General features: G+C 55.5%; 18 protein-coding genes and 1 pseudogene. 6 read left to right on the plus strand and 13 right to left on the minus strand.

Annotation, left to right across the window (positions count from 1 at the left end):
- Positions 1–65: 65 nt before the first annotated feature.
- From ACMXYI_RS17890 to ACMXYI_RS17905, 4 genes and pseudogenes are all read right to left on the minus strand, one after another.
- Complete coding sequence (locus tag ACMXYI_RS17890; protein ID WP_415768369.1) at positions 66–869, minus strand: 2OG-Fe(II) oxygenase; 804 nt, start codon at positions 867–869, stop codon at positions 66–68.
- 83 nt (positions 870–952) lie between these two features.
- Positions 953–1,762, minus strand: a complete 810-nt coding sequence (locus ACMXYI_RS17895) for a glycosyltransferase (RefSeq protein WP_415768370.1) — start codon at positions 1,760–1,762, stop codon at positions 953–955.
- 239 nt (positions 1,763–2,001) lie between these two features.
- Positions 2,002–2,138, minus strand: a pseudogene (locus ACMXYI_RS17900) (integrase); the annotation flags it as partial.
- A 17-nt stretch (positions 2,139–2,155) separates the two neighbouring features.
- Complete coding sequence (locus ACMXYI_RS17905) at positions 2,156–3,652, minus strand: methyl-accepting chemotaxis protein (RefSeq protein ID WP_415768371.1); 1,497 nt, start codon at positions 3,650–3,652, stop codon at positions 2,156–2,158.
- 296 nt (positions 3,653–3,948) lie between these two features.
- Between ACMXYI_RS17905 and ACMXYI_RS17910 the strand changes: the two genes are divergently transcribed.
- Positions 3,949–4,419 (plus strand): anti-virulence regulator CigR family protein, encoded by a 471-nt coding sequence (locus ACMXYI_RS17910; protein ID WP_415768372.1) that lies wholly within the window; start codon positions 3,949–3,951, stop codon positions 4,417–4,419.
- Positions 4,420–4,469: 50 nt separating this feature from the next.
- Here ACMXYI_RS17910 and ACMXYI_RS17915 read toward each other — a convergent pair whose 3' ends face one another.
- Together ACMXYI_RS17915 and ACMXYI_RS17920 are read right to left on the minus strand one after the other, a co-directional pair.
- Positions 4,470–4,904, minus strand: a complete 435-nt coding sequence (locus ACMXYI_RS17915) for a GFA family protein (RefSeq protein ID WP_046056812.1) — start codon at positions 4,902–4,904, stop codon at positions 4,470–4,472.
- A gap of 43 nt (positions 4,905–4,947) precedes the next feature.
- Entirely contained in the window at positions 4,948–5,889 is a 942-nt protein-coding gene (locus ACMXYI_RS17920) for a carbon-nitrogen hydrolase family protein (protein ID WP_415768373.1), read from the minus strand.
- 103 nt (positions 5,890–5,992) lie between these two features.
- Here ACMXYI_RS17920 and ACMXYI_RS17925 point away from each other — a divergent pair, with 103 nt between their 5' ends.
- Complete coding sequence (locus ACMXYI_RS17925; protein WP_415768374.1) at positions 5,993–6,676, plus strand: winged helix-turn-helix transcriptional regulator; 684 nt, start codon at positions 5,993–5,995, stop codon at positions 6,674–6,676.
- Positions 6,677–6,764: 88 nt separating this feature from the next.
- On the plus strand, positions 6,765–7,247 hold the full coding sequence (locus tag ACMXYI_RS17930; protein WP_415773911.1) for a hypothetical protein: 483 nt from the start codon (positions 6,765–6,767) through the stop codon (positions 7,245–7,247).
- A gap of 351 nt (positions 7,248–7,598) precedes the next feature.
- Here ACMXYI_RS17930 and chrA read toward each other — a convergent pair whose 3' ends face one another.
- The 4 genes from chrA to ACMXYI_RS17950 form a co-directional block, all read right to left on the minus strand.
- Positions 7,599–8,957 carry a chromate efflux transporter gene (gene chrA / locus ACMXYI_RS17935; protein ID WP_415768375.1) on the minus strand — a complete coding sequence of 453 codons (1,359 nt, stop codon included), beginning with the start codon at positions 8,955–8,957 and terminating at the stop codon, positions 7,599–7,601.
- Positions 8,950–9,894 carry a chromate resistance protein ChrB domain-containing protein gene (locus tag ACMXYI_RS17940; protein ID WP_415768376.1) on the minus strand — a complete coding sequence of 315 codons (945 nt, stop codon included), beginning with the start codon at positions 9,892–9,894 and terminating at the stop codon, positions 8,950–8,952. The genes chrA and ACMXYI_RS17940 overlap by 8 nt, the downstream gene beginning before the upstream one ends.
- A gap of 941 nt (positions 9,895–10,835) precedes the next feature.
- The gene (locus tag ACMXYI_RS17945) at positions 10,836–11,390 is read right to left on the minus strand and encodes a hypothetical protein (protein ID WP_415768377.1); all 555 of its coding nucleotides are present in this window, start codon (positions 11,388–11,390) and stop codon (positions 10,836–10,838) included.
- Positions 11,391–11,442: 52 nt separating this feature from the next.
- Entirely contained in the window at positions 11,443–12,183 is a 741-nt protein-coding gene (locus ACMXYI_RS17950; RefSeq protein WP_415768378.1) for a Mut7-C RNAse domain-containing protein, read from the minus strand.
- A 215-nt stretch (positions 12,184–12,398) separates the two neighbouring features.
- Between ACMXYI_RS17950 and ACMXYI_RS17955 the strand changes: the two genes are divergently transcribed.
- The 3 genes from ACMXYI_RS17955 to ACMXYI_RS17965 all read left to right on the plus strand — a co-directional run bounded on the left by ACMXYI_RS17955 (position 12,399) and on the right by ACMXYI_RS17965 (position 15,916).
- The gene (locus tag ACMXYI_RS17955) at positions 12,399–13,688 is read left to right on the plus strand and encodes an NAD(P)/FAD-dependent oxidoreductase (protein WP_415768379.1); all 1,290 of its coding nucleotides are present in this window, start codon (positions 12,399–12,401) and stop codon (positions 13,686–13,688) included.
- 257 nt (positions 13,689–13,945) lie between these two features.
- Entirely contained in the window at positions 13,946–14,959 is a 1,014-nt protein-coding gene (locus ACMXYI_RS17960) for a response regulator (RefSeq protein WP_415768380.1), read from the plus strand.
- 3 nt (positions 14,960–14,962) lie between these two features.
- A complete protein-coding gene (locus ACMXYI_RS17965) occupies positions 14,963–15,916 on the plus strand; it encodes a sensor domain-containing diguanylate cyclase (RefSeq protein ID WP_415768381.1) in 954 nt (317 codons plus the stop codon).
- A gap of 166 nt (positions 15,917–16,082) precedes the next feature.
- Here ACMXYI_RS17965 and ACMXYI_RS17970 read toward each other — a convergent pair whose 3' ends face one another.
- The 3 genes from ACMXYI_RS17970 to ACMXYI_RS17980 all read right to left on the minus strand — a co-directional run bounded on the left by ACMXYI_RS17970 (position 16,083) and on the right by ACMXYI_RS17980 (position 19,736).
- Positions 16,083–17,015: a transporter gene (locus ACMXYI_RS17970; RefSeq protein WP_415768383.1), complete on the minus strand. Its 933-nt coding sequence runs from the start codon at positions 17,013–17,015 to the stop codon at positions 16,083–16,085.
- Positions 17,016–17,322: 307 nt separating this feature from the next.
- The gene (locus ACMXYI_RS17975; protein WP_415768384.1) at positions 17,323–18,336 is read right to left on the minus strand and encodes an acyltransferase family protein; all 1,014 of its coding nucleotides are present in this window, start codon (positions 18,334–18,336) and stop codon (positions 17,323–17,325) included.
- Between the two features lie 347 nt (positions 18,337–18,683).
- Positions 18,684–19,736: an alpha/beta hydrolase family protein gene (locus ACMXYI_RS17980; protein WP_415768385.1), complete on the minus strand. Its 1,053-nt coding sequence runs from the start codon at positions 19,734–19,736 to the stop codon at positions 18,684–18,686.
- Positions 19,737–19,854: the final 118 nt, after the last annotated feature.

Below are 19,854 nucleotides of genomic sequence, written 5' to 3' on the forward strand. Positions count from 1 at the left end.
CGTCCCGTGGATTCAACCGGTCGATGCAACAGACCGGCTAAATCTTTCAGCGGGTGTTTCGTAGTTTAGTTTTTCTTCTTGATTAGTTTGCCCATGTAGTACTTTAGGCTGAAACGATCTTTGGGCCTTGGCTTGTAGTGGGTTTTGTTTCTTTGTGCGGGATCGACCACCATGGTTCCTGCGGTGTAGTAATAAAGCGCTATAGACCTGCGCGTGATGTGCTCTGGCGTTGTTAAAGGTTCTGGATGCCCATGATTACTGTCTTTGTCTGTATTGAAAATGACACATCGATTGTAAATGGGCAGGACTTTCTTAAGACAGGTCTTCATGCCGACATCCCAAAGTTCAAGGTTGCCGCCGTATTCCTCTCGCCAGTCTTCATTCAGATAAATGATGATATTCAGTCTGCGCTCAACATTAAGCTTTTTGTTGAGCCTGAAGTCCGAGTGTACCCCCAGGAAACCACCACTTTTCGTTTCATGCAGGCCGCCACCAGCAAAGTAGGGGTCGGGTATCAAACCTTCGATGCCTGTGAGCTTTTCAAGAAACTGCAACATGGGGGCCGAGTTAAAGGCGTTGAAAATAGTCTTCAAATAAGGGGTGCATTCGTTGGGACTGATTTGACGTTTTCGTTGACCTTTATAGCCGCGCTCGTAGAGCATTTCGTTGTTGGTTGGCTCGATTGGGAAGTGCGAGCAGATACTCGCAATCAGCGCTTCATCCAGGAAATTATCGATGACGATGTGCGGAAATGGCGTGGCCTGAATATAGCTACTGGCCAATGAGGAACCCAAGGCGCTGGCGGCGTTCTGGTCGAAATCAAGCTCCGGAGAGAGGGTCATAGGTAGTGCTTGAGTGATGGGTGCCATTGCCGCTCCAATAACTTGATATAAAGACTTGTGGGTGACTTCAAGCAGAGTCCAGCGCACTGCTCGTTGTGTCTCTTCGAAGTTTAACTTTTGCTGTCTTCTTGTTTCAGGCGCTTAAGGATATCGTTGTACATTTTGGTTCGTCTATGAGTCTTTTCATAGCCGCCAGCCGCTGCGACAGTACCGGACTGCATGTGATCCAGATAACTGAAGATTTTACGCGGTGATAACATTTCAACGACATAGCCAAGCTCGGTCATGCGGTCTTGGAGGGTGTAGCCTGGCACGCGATCATCCATCGAAAAATGCATGTTGTGCTGTTTGATAAGTTTGCAGTTCCATAATGTACAGAAACTCTTCAGGTAGACTTCTCTGTACGGTTTTGGCTCTCTGGAACGTAATCCCACGGAGATTTTCAGACGTCTGAAATGGTGTTTGAATAGTCGTGAGCTAAAGCGCCAAAGCGTTCTCGTGGTACCACGGTTTAATTGCTCGACACAACCGACGGCTACGACTTTTTGGTTGTTCAAGCATTTATTCAGCATCATCGGAAAGACATTTTTATCGAAAACAAATGTGTCGGTGTGCATCAGAAATAAATAATCAGTTTCAACTCGCTCCAAAACCAGGTCAAGTGCTTTGCCATGCGCGATATGCCCAGGTTCTGGTTCGGTAACAGAGCGCTCGATTAAATTGATCCAGTCAAGAGTTCGTAAGTACTCGGTGCTTTCATCGGCGGAATAGTTGTCAACGACCCATATTGGGACGTTATGGCTGCCCACATGTTGGTGTAGTAAGTCTAAGCATATCTTGGTGATTTCTGGTGTTTTGTAATTGACTATAACTATGCTGAAGGTTTTAGAATTGTCAGCCAGGAAACTCGTGTTATTCATCGTTCAGGCGCCCAATGATATTGCATGTTATTGTAGGAATAATTAAATCTGCATACAGCTTTCGCTTATTTGTCTGCGCAAAATTTTGCGTGACTATGGAGCGCAATTTGTTAAGCCGCTTTGTCATACATAATAACCATAGCTTACTTGGGCCTGATGGAGAGCAGTATGTGCGGGCCTCATCGTATAAGGATCTGCTCTGTCGGTAAACATCCGCGACTTAATTCGTTACAGGTTCCCCCGCTAGCTATCTCCCGCACACGCAGCCTGGTTAGTCGCAGGCACGTAGATTACTGTCGATCAGATCCCGTGTCTTTTCTGCGAGCTGGAGTCTTACCCGTATGGCCCAGATATCTCTGACTCGGAGTGGGGGCCTTCACTCCGCATTGAGCCTTACTGATGAAACGTGCGACCCAGTGCATCCAGGCGAACGGCAATGGGTGGCAAGCGTTGGCTGCTCAGGGCAAGGGTTTCGACATCGTCTGCGGTGTTTTGCGCGATGCTCTGCACGGACTGCAAACGCCCGACCACTTCGCGGCTTGCCGTGGATTGTTCGCGGGTGGTGGTGACAATGCGCCCATTGAGTTCATCGATATGGGAGATGTCGCTGCCCACCGCCTGCAACATCGCGGCCGCCAGCTGACTGTCTTCGACACAGCGCTCCACGCCTTCACGGCTGTCATGCATGGCCTCGACGGCTTTGCGGCTGCCTTGCTGCAAGGCCTCGATGATCGTCCTGATTTCCTTCGTGGAAAGGGCAGTGCGCTGCGCCAGGCTGCGCACTTCATCGGCCACAACAGCAAAACCTCGGCCTTGCTCGCCGGCGCGAGCGGCTTCGATGGCGGCGTTGAGGGCCAGCAGGTTGGTTTGGTCAGCAATACTGCTGATGACCTCCAGGACAGTACTGATTTGCTCCGCCTGTCCCGCCAGCACCTGCACGGTTGAGTGGGTGCCTTTCAGGCGCGACGCCAACTGAGTGATTTCCTGCTGCGCGCGGTTCACACTTTCCTGTCCTTGGATGATTTGCACACTGGCCTGGCCGGCATGTTCAACGGCATGCTCGACGTGAACGGCAATATGCCCCATCGCGTCCCCCATCCGCTGCATCGAACACGTCATCTGGGCAATTTCCGTCAGCTGATGCTTAGCCCCTTTTTCCAGCGTGTTGCTCGCCTTGGCCAGCTCCTGGCCCAGCTCACCCAATCCGTGAGAGTCGCGAACAACCCCGTCAACGAGGGCGGTAATCTGCATCAGGAATTGATCGAAACGATCCGCGAGCGATACATGTACCGTGGCCTTGTCTCCCTTGCCAGCATCGACGGCGAGCTGGGACGTGGCCGCGAGCATCTTGTCCAGCATGTCCTGGCTCTCCACCGCTTCGGCCTGACTGTGCACGGCCAGATAGAGCAGGGCGACCGTCTCCATGACCACATAGAAGGCGTGAACGAACACCATCGTCCACCCACCATGATGCGCCATGACGTAGACCGGAAAACCTTGATGCTGCAGCGCATGGAAGACCACGTGATGAATGGCGATCGTGGCAGCGGCGACCAGAATCGGTAGCCAGTCGCGATAAAAAGTCAGTACCGCCAACAAAGCGAAAATACCAAAGTGGGATTCAATGACGCCCTCGGCCTGATTGATATGCAGCGCGGCCATGACCATCAAGCCAATGCCCAGGCAACACCGCATCCATCGCGTGCCGCCCATTGCGCGATAAAGCACCGTTAGCAGCAGACTCGTGCCGCCACCCACCAAAAACGCCTGAATAAACGTGTCGTGCCAGAAAGCCAGCCCCAACGCGAAGAGGAACATCAGCCAGATCAGGCCCAGCATGATTCGGTCGGCTTTGCGGTAGTGGTCAAGAAAACGAGGGGGGAAGGGCATTCACGTTTACTCCATGTAATTGAGTCGGAACAAGGCAGGTCATTCCGGCATGTCGAGGCATACATGAGAAATCGTGAAGAGAGTAGCCGTTTGCCATCACGCCTCCCATGTTCGACGGTGAACACGGGAAACAATGTCAGAAATAGAGGCAAGTAATGCTGAAGTGACGCGCAGTACGACAGTTCCGTTGCAAACCGGCCGTGGGGACTTGGGTGTCGATGGAAGGAAATGGAACCCACATCACCGATAACGTCTAAATTCCAGAGAGAAGTCCCGCCACCCTGAAGGAACGACTCATGCTCAGATCTCGCTCATTGATTGCAGCTATTACATGCCTTGCGCTGGTTTCCGGTTCAGTGACTGCATTGGCCGATCCTGGTAATGGAAAGGGCCAGGGAAACGGCAAGGGACATCCACAAAACAGCCAGGTTCATGGCAACCAGGGAGGTCAGGGAGGCAAAGGCAAAAATGCAGGGGGCGGCGATTGGGATAATGGCCCAAGCATCAATCACGGAAGCATTCTTGGGATTATTGGCGGGTATCGGGACTACTGGAGCCCCGGACCTGCATTGCCACCCGGCATTCAAAAGAACCTCGCGCGAGGTAAGCCGCTTCCACCCGGGATTGCCAAAAAACTGGACGGCCGGTTGATCGGCAGGCTGCCTCATTATGAAGGGTATGAATGGCAGCAAGTTGGCACCGACTTGATACTGGTCGCGCTGGCAACCGGGCTCATCTATGAAGTGCTCAACGGTGCTTTTGATTAATGGGCATGATCCCTATGCCCATTTGAAGGTGGCAGCCGGCGCAACCCCCGCTATTCGTCCACGCTGATGCCCGATCCCCCTAGTTCGTTGGGGACATCCTTCAGCTTGGGCAATCCATCCTTGATGCGCAGCACGGTCTCCTGATAGTGGACGTGAACGCCTGGCGAATACGCGAGATCCGGGATGACTGCGGCATACACATCGATCAGCCCCATCCCCGGGTGTTCAGTGAAGATGTGCCCGCCGCACGTCTTGCACCACTTGCGGTAACTGCGCGGTGTCTTGTTGTAGGTGCCGATGTTGTCAGCACCCCGAGTCACTTGCACCGCCTCGGGTTTCCACAGCGTGAAGGCATTGACCGGCCCTGCTGACCAATGCCGACATGACTCGCAATGGCAATAACCCATCCCGACCGGCTCGCCACTGACGGTGAACTCGACTGCGCCGCAAAAACAACTGCCTTTGTAAGACCGTTCAATGCTCATGGCGTGACTCCTTGATCAATGGTTTGGGCGATACCGCCGGACTTCATTCGTCGATGTAACGCACCGCAGTCGCCGGCGTGCGCCGCACCTGCAGTTCGAAAATGTCAGGGCGCGCGTAATGCCCGGTAACGTCGAGCGCCCGCCGCGCCGGCGCCACGAGTGCGACGTCGATGTCCGCATACAGAATGCCTGCCTCTCGGTGTAACGGACCGGCCACGATCCGGCCTTGAGGACTGACCACTACCGAGTCGCCGTCGTTGATCCATTCATCCGGATCGGGAAACAGTTGCGCACGCGCCGGGAAGTCGTCGGGAATGTCACTGCCGCGCAGCACGGTGCCGCTGCCGAGCACCCAACAGCGGCCTTCGAGTGCAATGTGACGCATCGTGCTGATCCAGCCTTCGCCCGTGTCGTACGTGGGAGCGACGTAGATTTCCACCCCTTGGGCATACAGTGAATAGCGTGCCAGCGGCATGTAGTTTTCCCAGCAGATGAGCGTACCCAGGCGGCCGACCGGTGTATCGATCGTACGCAACCCGGAGGCATCACCGAAGCCATGCACCATGCGTTCGGGATTGGTTGGCATCAGCTTGCGGTGGCGGTTGAGCACTTCGCCGTTCGTGCCGATAACGACTACGCTGTTGTAGAGCGTGCCGCCTCCATTCCGCCGGTCGCATTCATCAATACCGCACACGATCGTCACGGCGTGAGCCCTGGCGGCCTCGCACAATTGGCTTAGGTCACCGTTTGCGATATCGACGGCGTTGGCCAGCAACTGCGTGTGCAACTGGCCGATTACAGCCCCGTCCTTACCCGCCGCCAGCCGCCAGATCCACGACGGGTAACCGGGAATGTACGATTCGGGCAAAACGATCAGCGAGGCTGCCGCTGCCGCTGCCTCGGCGACCGATTGCACGGCCCGGGCGATCGTCGCGCTGCGATCGAGCAGCACGGGCGGGCGCTGAATGATGGCTACCTTGGTCATGGCGTGCTCCTTTGGTATTTGGCTTTCGAGGTTTCAGCGTGCGCGTGGCGAAGTGGCGGGGCTAGTTCAGAATCTGAAGCGTTGTAATTGCGGAGCCAAGGCAATGGACGAAAGCTACGGTCAGTTCTGCACGGTCGCGCGCGGTGCTGAAGCCCTGTGCGAGCGCTGGACACCCTTGGTCGTGCGCGAGTTGCTGTGCGGCAGCAAGCGCTTCAATGAACTGCACCGCGGCATGCCCCGGATGTCCACCAACCTGCTCGCCCAACGGCTGCGGCATTTGGAAGAAATCGGCGTCGTGCACCGCACGGCCACCGGCAAAGTCTGGGAGTACAGCCTGACCGAGGCGGGCGAGGAGTTGCGCCCCATCATCATGGCGCTAGGGCATTGGGGCGCGCGCTGGATCGGCAGTCGCCTTCGCGATGACGAACTCGACGCAGGCTTGCTGATGTGGGACGTGCGCCGGTTCGTGCGCATCGAAACGTTCCCGTCCCGACCGGTGGTCATCCAGTTCAAGTTCCGCGACGCTCGACCCGGCGAGCAAGCGTGGTGGCTCGTGGTTGAACAGGGTGTGGCAGACCTGTGCCGCGACGACCCCGGCCGCGAACTGACACTCGTCGTGGACTCCAGCGTGCGCGCGTTGACCGAGGTGTGGACGGGCGACCGCACACCGCGGGAGGTTCTGCAGTCGCGAGAGCTGCGGGTAGATGGCGCGGTGAAGGATGCGGAAAGCTTGTGGCGCTGGCTTGGCACGAGCGCGTTCGCGGGTACCCGGAGCGCTGCACGCTAGCGCGGGCAGCATCCGTCGGTCGCAGGCCTTGAACTGTCTGCGGCTTATTGCGTCATAAGACTCGCGATATCAACCTATGGAAGCCATCATGCTTTTAAAGAATAAGAGTCTCGTTGCTGTAATGTCCTGCGCCCTGATGCTTGCAGCAGCCCCATTACTCCCTGCTGACCTGTCCATCATGAACTCCGCCTATGCGAAAGAGGGTGGTGGTGGTGGTGGTGGTGGTAATGGGGGCGGCAACGGCGGTGGTAATGGCGGTGGCCACGGCGGCGGTGTAGGCGGCGGTCACAGCGGTTCAGATCACGGCGGCTCTAACAGTAACGGCCGCGGCAATGGACTGAGCAGCGATCATGCCGGCAAGGCTGTTCGCGACCGTGGTGAAAGCGGAAACCACTACGGCAGTGTTCGCAATAGTGATAGCGGTCATGGCCAAACGACTTCAGGCATCGCCCACTCCAAAGATACTCGCGGCTTAGACAAAGCCAGAGCAGTCTCGACCACGACACCAGGCGATCACAACACGAAAGGGTTGAGCAAAGCCGGGACATCGGTATCGAAAAAATCGCACTGATCAGCCATAACGGCTGATAGGGAAGTACAGACTCAACTGCAAAGCTTGCCGCACGTTCGAGCTCAATTGGACTTCTTCGGTGGGTAGTTACCGCGCAAGCCCCCGGACTGGGTGCCTGATTTACCGGGCAGGGCAGGCACTACCGGGCGAGATCTGGGTTGGGGGTTGGAGCGGCTCCGGGGTTGAGGTTGTTTGCTCAATGTTTGCCTCCCGACTTTTCAGGGTTTCGCGAAAGCTTCCTGATAAAGCTTAGCTGCTGGCTGCGATGGTCTAAAACGGGCGCCCGACAAGGCGCCCGTTTTCGTTTGTTCCGCTGCTTGAGTCCGTAAGCGTCGACCGATTACATCCTCTTTAGCGCAGCAAATGCACCGCCAAGCCGACAAGCGCGCAAGCCATCAGCACCTGAATGACGCCCCGTTTGAAGCGGAACAAGGCAATTGCCGCCAAAATGGCGATCATTGCAGAGGGCCAGTCGAGGTTGCTGCTGAAGCCTTGTGGCCACAGCACGTGATAGCCGAAGAAACACGCCAGATTGAGGATCACTCCAACCACCGCCGCTGTGATTGCGGTAAGCGGTGCAGTGAACTTGAGTTCGTTGTGGGTCGATTCCACCAGCGGGCCACCGGCGAGGATGAACAGGAACGAGGGCAGGAAGGTGAACCATGTCACCAGGGTGGCCGCGACAGCCCCGGCCAGAAACACCTGATCGGCGCCGAACACTTGTGAGACGTACGCTCCAACAAAGCCGACGAAGGCCACCACCATGATCAGCGGCCCCGGTGTGGTCTCCCCCAGTGCCAAACCGTCGATCATCTGAGTCGGGGTAAGCCAGCCATAGTGACCGACCGCACCTTGATAGACATACGGGAGGACTGCATAGGCCCCGCCAAAAGTAAGCAACGCGGCCTTGGTAAAGAACCAGCCCATCTGGGTCAAGGTGCCTTCCCAGCCAAAAAGCGCGGTCAGGATTCCCATCGGCAACGCCCATAGCGCTGCGCCGATGAGGGCCAGCAGCGCCAGTTTCATCCAGCTGAACCGGGCATGTTCGGGGGACGGGGTGTCGTCATCGATCAAGGCTGGGCCAAAGGACTTTTTGGCGGCGCTATGGCCCCCGGCTCTGAACTTCTCAGGCGCCAACCGCCCTCCGACATAGCCGATTAACGCTGCCCCTAATACGATCAGCGGGAAAGGAACATTGAACGCGAAGATCGCGGTAAATGAAGCGGCTGCTATCACCCACAGCCAATTATTCTTCAACGCCCGAGTGCCAATCCTGTGTGCCGCCTGGACCACGATGGCCGTCACGGCAGGCTTGATCCCATAGAAGAGGCCGGCCACCACAGGCACTTCGCCGAACGCGATGTACATCCACGACAAAGCGATGAGGATGAACAGTGAGGGCAGCACAAACAACACTCCGGCGATCACTCCACCCCAGGTTCGATGCATCAGCCAGCCGATGTAGGTCGCCAATTGCTGAGCCTCTGGCCCGGGCAGCAACATGCAATAGTTGAGCGCATGGAGAAAGCGTCGTTCGGAGATCCAGCGCCGACGTTCTACCAGTTCCTGGTGCATGATCGAAATCTGTCCTGCTGGCCCGCCGAAACTGATGAAGCCGAGCTTCAACCAGAACCAGAATGCCTCACACAAGCTGATCGCCTCCGGCCTCGATAGATCCTCTTCAGTCGTTGATGCCAACACCTTACTCATTGGGTTGTTCCTCTTTCACAAACTCGGCGAGCAGGCCGTCGAAGATGGCGCTGGCAGCAGCCAGTAATTGGTCGTCATGGGTAATGGTTTCGCGCAGTCCTGCCAGCACACGCTCGATGCCGGCAGCCTCCAAAGGCTGGATACCGCCGATATCGAGGTAGTGCACCAAGGCCGCGATGCGGTTCAGGCCGGGTTCTTGAAGCTCAAAACTGGCTTGCAGGGTTTCGAAGGTCACGCGATTGCCGACATGACTGAAGGTCGCACCATCGAAGTCGAAGCCCAGCGCGTCTGCCGGACAGTCATGTGGAGTACTCAACCAGAGGATCCGGGCTTGAGGATCAATGAAGCGCCGAATCAACCAGGCACATGCCAGACGGTCAACCCACGGGCGCTTGCGTGTTGCCCAGACACGACGTTGATAGTCGCCACGGTTGAGTGCCGTTATGGGCTTGTCGCGGCTATGGGGTTCATCCGCAGACAACGCTCTGCTGACAGCTGTCTCAAGCTCCTGCAAGGCTGAATCAATCTGCTCCTTGGGCTTACCTGGAAAATAATCGATGTGGGTGAGCTGATCGTAGTTTTTGCGCAGCTTGCGAATTTGTTTGGTGGTGGCCAATGCGTTTTCAGGATTGAGCTGCCCACGGCACTCTTCAATCTCTGCGCGTAGCTTGCTGTAGTCATCGCTTCGGTCGAACAACTCGACAAAGCGCTCACCCTCCGGATCGACCACGGGCAGGATGTAAACGGTGCCATTGATAGAAAGGATGTCGCGCTCGACAGACGCCAGAGCTTCACGACAGACACCGGTGTCAGGCAACAGATACGCACCATCGCGCAGAACCGCCGCACCTGAGGCTTTCAGAGCACGCCAGGCTCGCATGCGCTCGGTGGCATTCGCGGTGGGTAAAGCGAGAATCAGTGTTAGCCAGTTTCTCATGTAGGAAGCGCTATTTATTTTGTAGTTGTTATTACATTAGCTGTGGTTTTGGCGTTTGGAAAGCCATCCTTAAAATCTGCATTCTTAATTTTGAAGTGAAGGCCGGCAATCCGATGGATGCTGGCGCACCTCTTTGTTTGCGGACACAAAAAACGGGCGCCTTCACGGTGCCCCGTTTTTGTTTATTCCGCTGCTTGAGCCCGTAAGCGTCAGCCGATCATATCCATCAAGTCGCAACCTATCGCGTAACGGAATGGTCAGCAGCGGGTTGCAATCGGCCAAAAGCAACCAGTGGATGGAGCGATGGAAAATGAGAGCTAAGCTTCCTTCTACTGTCAGGCTTATTGGGCAGATTGGGCTTTCCGTCCATGGCGTATAACCGCCTTCAGCGGTCACCACGCCGTTACAACATCCTGTCTGATCAGAAGGCAAGCGAGAGGACAGGGAATGCGGTCCACCAACCCCGCGAAGGCGCTATCACCCCACTGCGGTCTATTTAGAGTTAGCCCTTCACAACAGCCTCGGAGGGGAGCCAATGAAACGCTTCGTAATGCTCATAGCGATCTCTTTGCTTACCACTGCTTGTCAGAGCACAAATGATAACGGCATCACCCGACTTGACAATTGTGTCTGCTATAAATCGTCCGAGGGACAACAATTGCAATCATCGCAGATGGCATGGAAAGACCCCGAAACGTTGCAGAAACAATTCTCACATTGCATTTGCCGAGCCTTAATTGACCTGAAGAAGGTCAGTGATCCCAGTATATATTTCGTGCCCGGCACCGAAATAAGAACGGAACTGAAATAAAATACGTGTTGTGGTCTAACAGAGAGTGTGGCTTGCGAGCCACCCGTTCCGTATTCAGGGTGCGCTTTGGTGTTTGCGATCACTCACTATAGGTAGTGTGGCGTGCGAAACAGGCCGGAACTGTCTGGGTTCAACGTCCATATTCAACGTAGGGGGCCAAGTAGAAATCTTGCGTATCCCAGTTGATTCGATAAATCACTTCTTTCCTTGGCCTGATGTTGGTCGCGACAGTTTTGATCGCGACACCAGCACATAATCCAGACTCGGCGAGCCCGGTGCCGAGGTTCACTTCACCGGCAGGCAAAACGAAAGAGGCCTTCTGACCGGGAGCTATCTTGGCTGCGCGCTGACCATCAATGTAGAACACGACGTCACATCCCGCACCGACAAACCCGTCATCCCGGAAAACGGTCAGGCGTCCCGGATCTTGCGTACCCTGGCTTTTGAACGCGTACATCTCATTGGCCGGCACTGGCCGCGCTTCAGAAACCCGCATAGGTGATGTTGCGCAACCGCCCAAGGCCAGCAAGAGTGCCCCCGTTGCGATAATCCTTCGCATAATTTTCCCCTCCTGAAAAAGAGCGAATGTATCAGAGCAGTCATACTGCTTTGCTTCATAAAGCCATTCGCCAAAAACACCATCGCCAAGTACTACCAAGAGTGTCTGCTTTTGGCCGTTATCCACCTGATGCAATAGCCCGTTATGCCTGGTAACGCAGCCGGCCCGATGCGCTCGACTATCGGTACAGCAGAGGTGCCAGCAGTGCACACATGCCGCGCCAGTGCGAACCTTCCCAGTAAACCCGTTGGCAGGCGTCGCAGCGCAAGAAGTGCGAATAGAGGGCGCCAACGCGTGGCGGCACCTGCGACCGGGCCAGTTCCGGGCTGATCTCGTGCAGCGGCAGGTTGCAATGAAGGCACAGGCTGAATGGCCGCGCGCTACGCGCCAGGTCGAGGCGCTCGTACAATTCGCGCAACTGCAGGGACGGTTTCAGGGCATGCACGTAACAGCCGTGACTGATAATCCGTCGCTTGAGCAGTTCGCGGTCGCGGGTGAGCACGATGCGCCCTTGATGCGCAGCGATCTCGGCGATCTCGCCATCCTCGAAGCCATTGTCGTAGAGGGTGTCGAAGCCGCTCATGCGCAGCAGGTTGGCCAGCCCGCCAAGGTGCGCATCTGCGACGAAGCGCAGCACCCGTAAAGGTTGCGCACGAACCTTGAGCAGCGGGCTGATGTCCAGCGCTTCGAACTTGGGATACACCGCCAGCCGGTCACCGTCGAAAATCACCCGCTCCAAGCCCACCGACTCGCCGTTGAGCAGCACCAACTCGACCTCGGTGTGCGGTATCCCGAGCGCCTCGATCATGTGCTTGACCGTCGCCGCCCGCGCGCACTCGCAGGTGAATGACTGCCGCCGCCGTTCGGCCGGCAGGAAATCGTTGAGCTCCTCGTAGAAGCGGAAGGTTGCAGTGGTCATGTTGAACAGTATGGCAGGGCTGCAAGGATGAGCGAGTCTGGGCCGGACATCTTCTCCGGCAGGCACCAAACTACAATCAGGCCTATGACATACGCGTTCAGCAGGACATTATTCCCAACACCGCCCACACCGGAATATCGGTTGTGCCCTACGTCCAGGACTTTCAATTGCAACTAGGCGATTGAATCAAAACGTCGTCGAGGCCACATGAATTTATGAGCACTCATTACCAGCAAACCTTTTATGAAACCACGGCCGACATCACCACCTATCCCGCCCAATCGGGTCGTGTAGATACTAAAGTGTGCATTCTCGGTGGTGGCCTGGCAGGCCTGTCCACCGCACTCGGGTTGGCGGAGCGTGGTATCAATGACGTCGTTGTTCTGGAATCTCATAGCCTCGGTCATGGTGCCTCGGGTCGTAATGGCGGCTTCGTCTTTGGAGGCTACAGCCTGGGAAACGCTGACCTTCTGGCCGCCCTTGGCATCCAAGAGGCGCAGCGCCTTTACAGGCTAACGCTTGATGCCGTTGAGTTGATCCGTAATCGTGTCAAACAATACGGTATCGATTGTGACCTAGTTGACCAGGGGGTGATTCTCGCCAATTGGTTCAACGACCCGTCAAGACTTGAAACACCGCGAAAACTTATGAGTGACGTCTACGGGGTTGATTGGGAATACATGCCGCCAGGCCAGTTGAAAGAGATACTCAAGACTGAGCGCTATTTCGGCGGCCTGCTGGAGCGCAACGCTTTCCACTTTCATCCTCTCAAGTACGTGTACGGCATTGCTCGCACGGTGGATGAATTCGGTGTGCATATCCATGAGCAATCATCCGCCCTGAACATCGAGAAGCGTGGAAAGAAATATGTTGTGCAAACCGAAGGCGGGGAAGTGCATGCCGAGCATGTCATCTTTTCCTGTGGCGGATACGCACGCGGCGTCTATCGCCCGGTCGAGCGTGCTGTGTTACCCATTGCCACCTATGTCGTTGCAACCGAACCTCTCGGGGCTCGCTTGAAAGAAGTTATTGACTGTGAATCAGCGGTCTACGACACGCGGTTCGCTTTTGATTACTACCGGCCGCTTCGCGACAGCAGGATTTTATGGGGAGGGCGGATTTCGGTGCTCAATCGGAGCCCGGAAGCGATCGCCAGTCTGCTCAAAAAAGATCTTTTAGCCGTATATCCCCAGCTGGAAGGTGTAGAAATCCAATATTCCTGGGGCGGGTTGATGAGTTATGGCCGGCATCAAATGGCCCAGATTGGCCAGGATGAAGCAGGCGTCTGGCACGCCGTTGGTTTTGGTGGTCATGGCATGGCGCCGACGACGGTGGCGGGCGAGGTTCTGGCTGACGCTATCGCCAAGTCCATTCCGATTCCCGACGGTTTCCGCAAGTTCGGGTTGACCCGTACTTTTGGTCTGGCCGGTCTGGTCGCCGCGCAAATGACCTATACCGCATGCGAAGCGCGAGATGCTTTCGACGCTCTGCGCCTTAACAAGTAACGGCAACGACAGTAACGCTATCGGCGACACGACCTGTTTTGAGTTTCATGCGTGTCGTCTCCGCCATTAGCCAGATGATGGGCCAGCAGAGGACTCAGAACCACCGAATAGCGCCCGGCGTACGTGAAGCGCCGGTGTTGGCGAGTCAATAGTCATTGGCTCGGACGTCGCGCTCAACAAAACCCTATTTATACGGTGGTCTTTGTTTGCTTATGGGGCATGATGGGCCGTAGTGCTTTCCCTGATGTTCAACGCCGATGAGTGCCTATCTTTTGTCAGTGATTCCCCTACTGGTATGTGACGACTCCAACATGGCCCGTAAGCAGGTGTTACGGGCACTGCCGGCGGACTGGCCGGTTTCGGTCACCGAGGCCGGTAATGGGCGCGAGGCCATGGATGCCATACGCCGGGGTTTGGGGCAGGTGGTGCTGCTCGACCTGACCATGCCGGAGATGGATGGTTATCAGGTATTGAGCGCCTTGCGCGCCGAAGGATTAAAGGCGCAAGTCATCGTGATCTCCGGTGACATTCAGGAGGAAGCGGTGCGCCGCGTGCGTGAACTGGGCGCGCTGGCGTTCCTGAAAAAGCCTTTCGACGAAAACGAGTTGCGCCAGACACTCAGTCAGCTGGGGCTACTGACGGAAACCGGCCAGGCGTCGTTGGGGAGTCGTCCGGCAGCGAACACGGTCATCAGTTTTCACGATGTGTTCCGCGAAACGGTCAACGTTGCCATCGGCCGGGCGGCCGCCCTGATAGCTAAAGTATTGGGCGTCTTTGTGCAGTTGCCAGTACCGAACGTGAACATCCTCGAAGTCGGCGAGTTGCACATGGCGCTGACTGATGCCAGCAGCTGCAAGGAACTCACGGCCATCTGCCAGGGTTTTATCGGCAGTGGCATCGCCGGCGAAGCCCTGCTGATGTTTCACGACTCGGAAATCGCCGACATAGCGCAACTGATGCAGCGTCAGAGCACCGATTATTCGGACCTGGAAATGCTGCTAGACCTCTCCAGCGTTCTGATCGGTGCTTGCCTGAGCAGCATTGCCGAACAGATCGATGTGGTGTTTTCTCAAGGCCACCCGCAGATCCTCGGCCAGCACGCGACCATCGATGAGCTGATCCGGGTCAACCACAAGCACTGGAAAAAGACCTTGGCAGTGGAAATCAGCTACAGCCTGGAAGGGCACAATATTCGTTTCGACCTGTTGTTGCTGTTCACGGAAGACTCAATCGAGCGATTGACCCACAAACTCGCCTACTTGATGAACTGAGCCATGAACGATCCTATCGATCTGAACGAGTTTCACTGGTTGCTCGCGATTGTCCAGAACATCGACGTCGGTGTCGTAGTGCTCGACCGCGACTATTGCGTGCAGGTCTGGAACACCTTCATGGAGAACCGCTCCGGGGTGCAGCCCAAGGACGCTCAAAATCAGAATTTCTTAAATCTGTTTCCCGAAGTCGACCGTCAATGGTTCAGCCGCAAGGTGGAAAGCGTCGTTACCCTGGGCACGCCAGCGTTCACTATCTGGGAGCAACGCCCGTATCTGGTGCGGTTCAAGAACTACCAGCCGATCACCGGCCAGGAAGAGTTCATGTACCAAAACACCACGCTGTTACCGCTGCGCTCCACCGACGGCAAAATTAACCATATTTGCCTGGTGATCTATGACGTCACCGACGTCGCCACCAACCGGCATCAGCTCCAGGCCGCCAATGCACAATTGCAGCAACTCTCCAGAACCGATCGGCTGACGGGCCTGTACAACCGCGGCCATTGGGAAGAAAGCCTGAAAGTCGCCTTTGCTCGGCACCAGCGTTATGGCAATGCCACCAGCCTGGTGATGTTGGATATCGACCACTTCAAGCGGGTCAACGATACCTATGGTCACCAGGCGGGCGACAAGGTCATCGAGGAAGTCGCCAGGCTGATCCACGAGCATGTGCGCGAAACCGATGTGGCTGGGCGTTATGGCGGTGAAGAGTTCGGCGTGGTGCTTTCGGACACCGACAGGGCCGGTGGACGGGTTTTCGCCGAGCGTCTGCGTAAGGCAGTCGAAGGGCTGGAAGTGCTGCACAACGGCCAGAGCATCCGTTTCACCATCAGCCTGGGGGTGGCCGACCTGAGCCAGCCCTCGATCAACCACGCCGACCTGATCGCCTGGGCGGACCATGCGCTGTTTGCGTCGAAGAAGGCCGGGCGCAATCGGGTGACGGTGTATGAGTAGATAGATCGTAGTGCCTGGTTTTACGACTGCTGCGCAGCTGAACGCAGCCTCGCATGCTGTTCGGTGACCGCTTTGGCCGATTGCTGACTGTCACAAATGGCAGGTAACAAGCATCAGACAAAAGTCTCACGAACGCATAAATGGAATGTAGCGTAAGTCCTGAGTTTCAAAGCCCTCCGCCGAAGCGATACTGCCAGACTATGCCAATAGCATCGTATTCGCTGCCGGTACGGGTATGCGCACTTTCACTCGCAAACAGCTTTAGCGAGTTATTTCGATTCAACGGCAGCGAGAGGGTGCCCCCATAGCGTGTATTTTCCTGAAAGTCGTGGTTACCGATCCCATCGACTGAAGTACCCCCTCCAGCGGAGTAGGTCCCATCCAGCGAGGCCCAGACACCGTTGCTAAAGGCATAGATAAGATGCACCTGTGCCTGGTAAGTCGGGTTCTGGGAAAATGTTCGGTCGCCAAGGTACTGGTCATTGTCGGTGTAAAAGGTTCCCGCACCGGATAATTCCAGGGTCACGGGTCCCAGGCGCTTGGAAATCCCAAGTTCGGGCTTGAATGACCAGCGGTTGTTGCCGAGATTTACCAGCTTATTGGAGTCGTATTGGCCAAGTGGCGCCGTAATTGCCAGGCTGGCGCCGATAATCACATCCTGTTGATAGCTGGGGAACTCAGCCAGGGACATCGCCGGGGCGCCATATAAATTGACCGAGAACCGGAATCTTGGATCTATCAACCCAGTAACATTTCGCTCCTTGGGTTCACCAGCGAACAGAGCTGAGCCCGTCAATCTGGCTTCAGGCACGACGATATCGAACTTCCCGGAGCGGCCCCAGACGTCCAGGGACCTTGCAAAGGCAAACACGACAGTCTTGATGTTGAGCTTGGCATCCTGGAGTGGGACTGAGGGGTTGGCGGTCACGCTACCATGGAGATCGCTGTAGCCCATGAGCAGGAAATTGATCCCGACCGGCGTATTGGCGTAGGACCTGGGTTCGAGATCCTCTGCGACTGCACAGGGGGCGACTATGATGAGCGAAGCGGATGCGAACCGAGCCAGCCTGACGACGCAGAGTTGGTGTTTCATCCACATTCGCTCGCTTCCTGTCAGGACCTCAGGCTCTATGTATTGTTGTAGTGCATCTGCATACGTTGAGCACTTATAGCTGCCGCCAGCATTGTGCGACCGCACTTACTGTTTGATCGGATGCTCCTGGTCGATCAGTGACTAGGCGTACTGTTTAACGGATGAGGGTTGCCTCACTGGTTTCGTGGACCGCTCGAATTCTTTTAACAAAACGCTGCAAGAGACAGATCGTCTGGGTTTCTGAGACGAAATCGACCATCCGCTTTTGGCCGGAATTGCTTCCTGTCGTGCAGGACCGCAATCAACTGTGGACTCAACCGACCGATGTAACAGGTTGGCGAGCTACTTTCTTGGCAAATCTCTTACCAAAAGCAATCCACCATTTTTCATAATAGAAGGTCGAGATATGCGCGGTGATAAAAATGGCGGCGAACAACAAAGGGCGCTTCAAATATTTTATGACGGTATCTCCGCTACCCAGCCAGGTATGTATTAGCAGCGGATGAACAACGTAGAGAGCGTACGAGATGGTGGCGATATAAAATAGAGCGCGATTATTCAGGATCTGGGCAATTCGTGTCTGGCTATTGAGTAACGTGCTCCCCACCATTGCGGCGGCAAGATAGGGGCGGAAGTAGTTCATGAAGCCCGCATCGGGATGACAGGACAAGACAAACAGGAGGCATAAAAATATTTGTGCGATCCCCGTTTGTGTCGGAAGTTTGGCAAGGATGTTGCCCAGTCTATTGTTGTATATCAGTGCAAGTATGCATCCGGAAAGTATTTCATCAATGCGGTAATAAGTGTTGATTGCGACATGGACATCATTCATGACTCGGTACATCGTGACGGCGATGCAGAGACAAGGGATTAGCACTACCCACTTGTTTCTCATCAGAACTACCAGCAAAGCGATGGCGAAATAAAACTGGACCTCCATGCACAAACTCCATAGGTGGCCGTTTACACTGCCCAGCCACATAGGCGGCCAGTTGGCAATGAACAGAAAGTTTGCGATGTAGAAATCCGAAGTGCTGTTCATGACAGGTAAAGCAATGATCATGTACAACCAGGCGAGAGGTACAACCCGAAAGATTCTGCGGATTAAAAAATCAACGACGCTGCTGTTATTGAGCAGAAAATTTGTTATCAGGAAACCCGATAGCGTAAAAAATATAGCCATTCCCATAACGCCTGCGGCGGCATTGAATTGCCAAGGCTTTGGGCCAAGTGGTAGCAGGTGGCACGCTAGGACAAGCAAGATGCTTATGCCGCGCCATCCATCAAGTATGCTGAATCGAGAACCCGCTTCGGAACTACTGTTCATATTTTCATCCCGCTCTTGGGTCGATAGAGGGCATTCAATAATGGCAGTGCTGCGTCTGAATACTGTCTGAATTCATATAAAAACCCAGTAGTTGCAGCGGTGAAAAACTCAAGAAATCAGACCATTTAAGCCTGTAGTCTAGGACACCTTTTGCACTTTACACTTCACGCCATGAAAAAATTCCAGTCGCAAGGAGTTCGCTAAATGACTGGGTTTTTGACGTTGTTTGTTTGACGTTGCTTGATGGCATGGCGCTAAGTGAATCGCCCACTTTTGGTAGATACCCTGACCGGCGGCATTCGGCCGAAAGCAGCTGTTCGAGCTGCGGCAGGTCTCGTACCACGATTTTACAAACTGCCTTCTTTGTAGATAGATGACGGAAGAAACTCTGCTATCAGCGATGTAATTTGCTGTTGAATCACTCCACGCGGGCGAGCGCTGTCGCCATCCCGGCAAATGATGCCATCGCCTGGTACATCTTCTTCGAGCAATGCCTCCGCGCCAGGTTTGCACACCGACAAGAAGCTGAAGTGGCTTGCGTCGCTGATTTCGACGTAACGGCTTGACGCCGCAGGCAGGCGTTTGGCCAGGTTGGCAGACTCCAACTCGGCGGGAAGATCGTGCGACGGTACGCCGGCAGCGATCACCAGCGTTGGTACCGGCAGCGCGGCCAGGCTTTCATCGGTCAGGCCCCGTGAAAGGCCCAGGTCCAAGGTAACCACAGCAGTGACGCGTTTATCGCGCAAATCGGCGGCCAACGCGGCCTTTGATTCTGAGGTGCTTGCAGGGTTTATCTTTCCATAGACGGTGCAACTTGCTAACTGCGAGTGGGCTTTGCAGTCATGGGCGAAGCGGTCTGGATCGAAACGAGCACCGGCTATCTCCAAGGCGGTCAAGCCGCCGAGTGAATGGCCCACTACTGCAATTCGGTCATTGGCGACCAAGCCGAATTTTTCAGGTTGAGTCGTGACGCTATCAATGGCTCGGCGCACATCAACGGGCCGCTGCCATAACTGCGCCGCTGCTTGAGGGCTACGGTCATGAGTGGTGGTGCCAGGGTGATTGATTGCGGCGACGATGTAACCCCTATGAGCCAGAGCACTGGCAAGCCAGATCTGGTTGCTCCAGTTACCTCGGTACCCGTGGGAGAGCACCAACAATGGATGCTTGCCAGCAGCGGGCGGCGCGTTACGAACGGCAGAAGCCCCGACGAACACCACGTCATCGCCGATCAATTGCGTGGCGGCGGTAGTTGCACTGGGGTACCAGACGACCATCTCCAGTGCGCGGTTATTGTGCGAGTCCGCCAGTGTGGAAGAGTGGAAGCCGACAGGGTTCTCGTCAGCGAGTGCGATAGTAGTCAGACAGGTCAACAAAAGGGCGCCAAAAGCTATTTTCAATGTCGTTTCTTCCTTGATTAGACAAATGCATAGCAACCTGAACCCGCCGTTAGGCGTATCCACCTTTGTACGGAGTCGAAGCTAATGTGGCTGCATATAAGCACGGACATTAAAGCCC

The sequence above is a fragment of the Pseudomonas lyxosi genome (genome assembly GCF_047758685.1).
Lineage (GTDB): Bacteria > Pseudomonadota > Gammaproteobacteria > Pseudomonadales > Pseudomonadaceae > Aquipseudomonas > Aquipseudomonas lyxosi.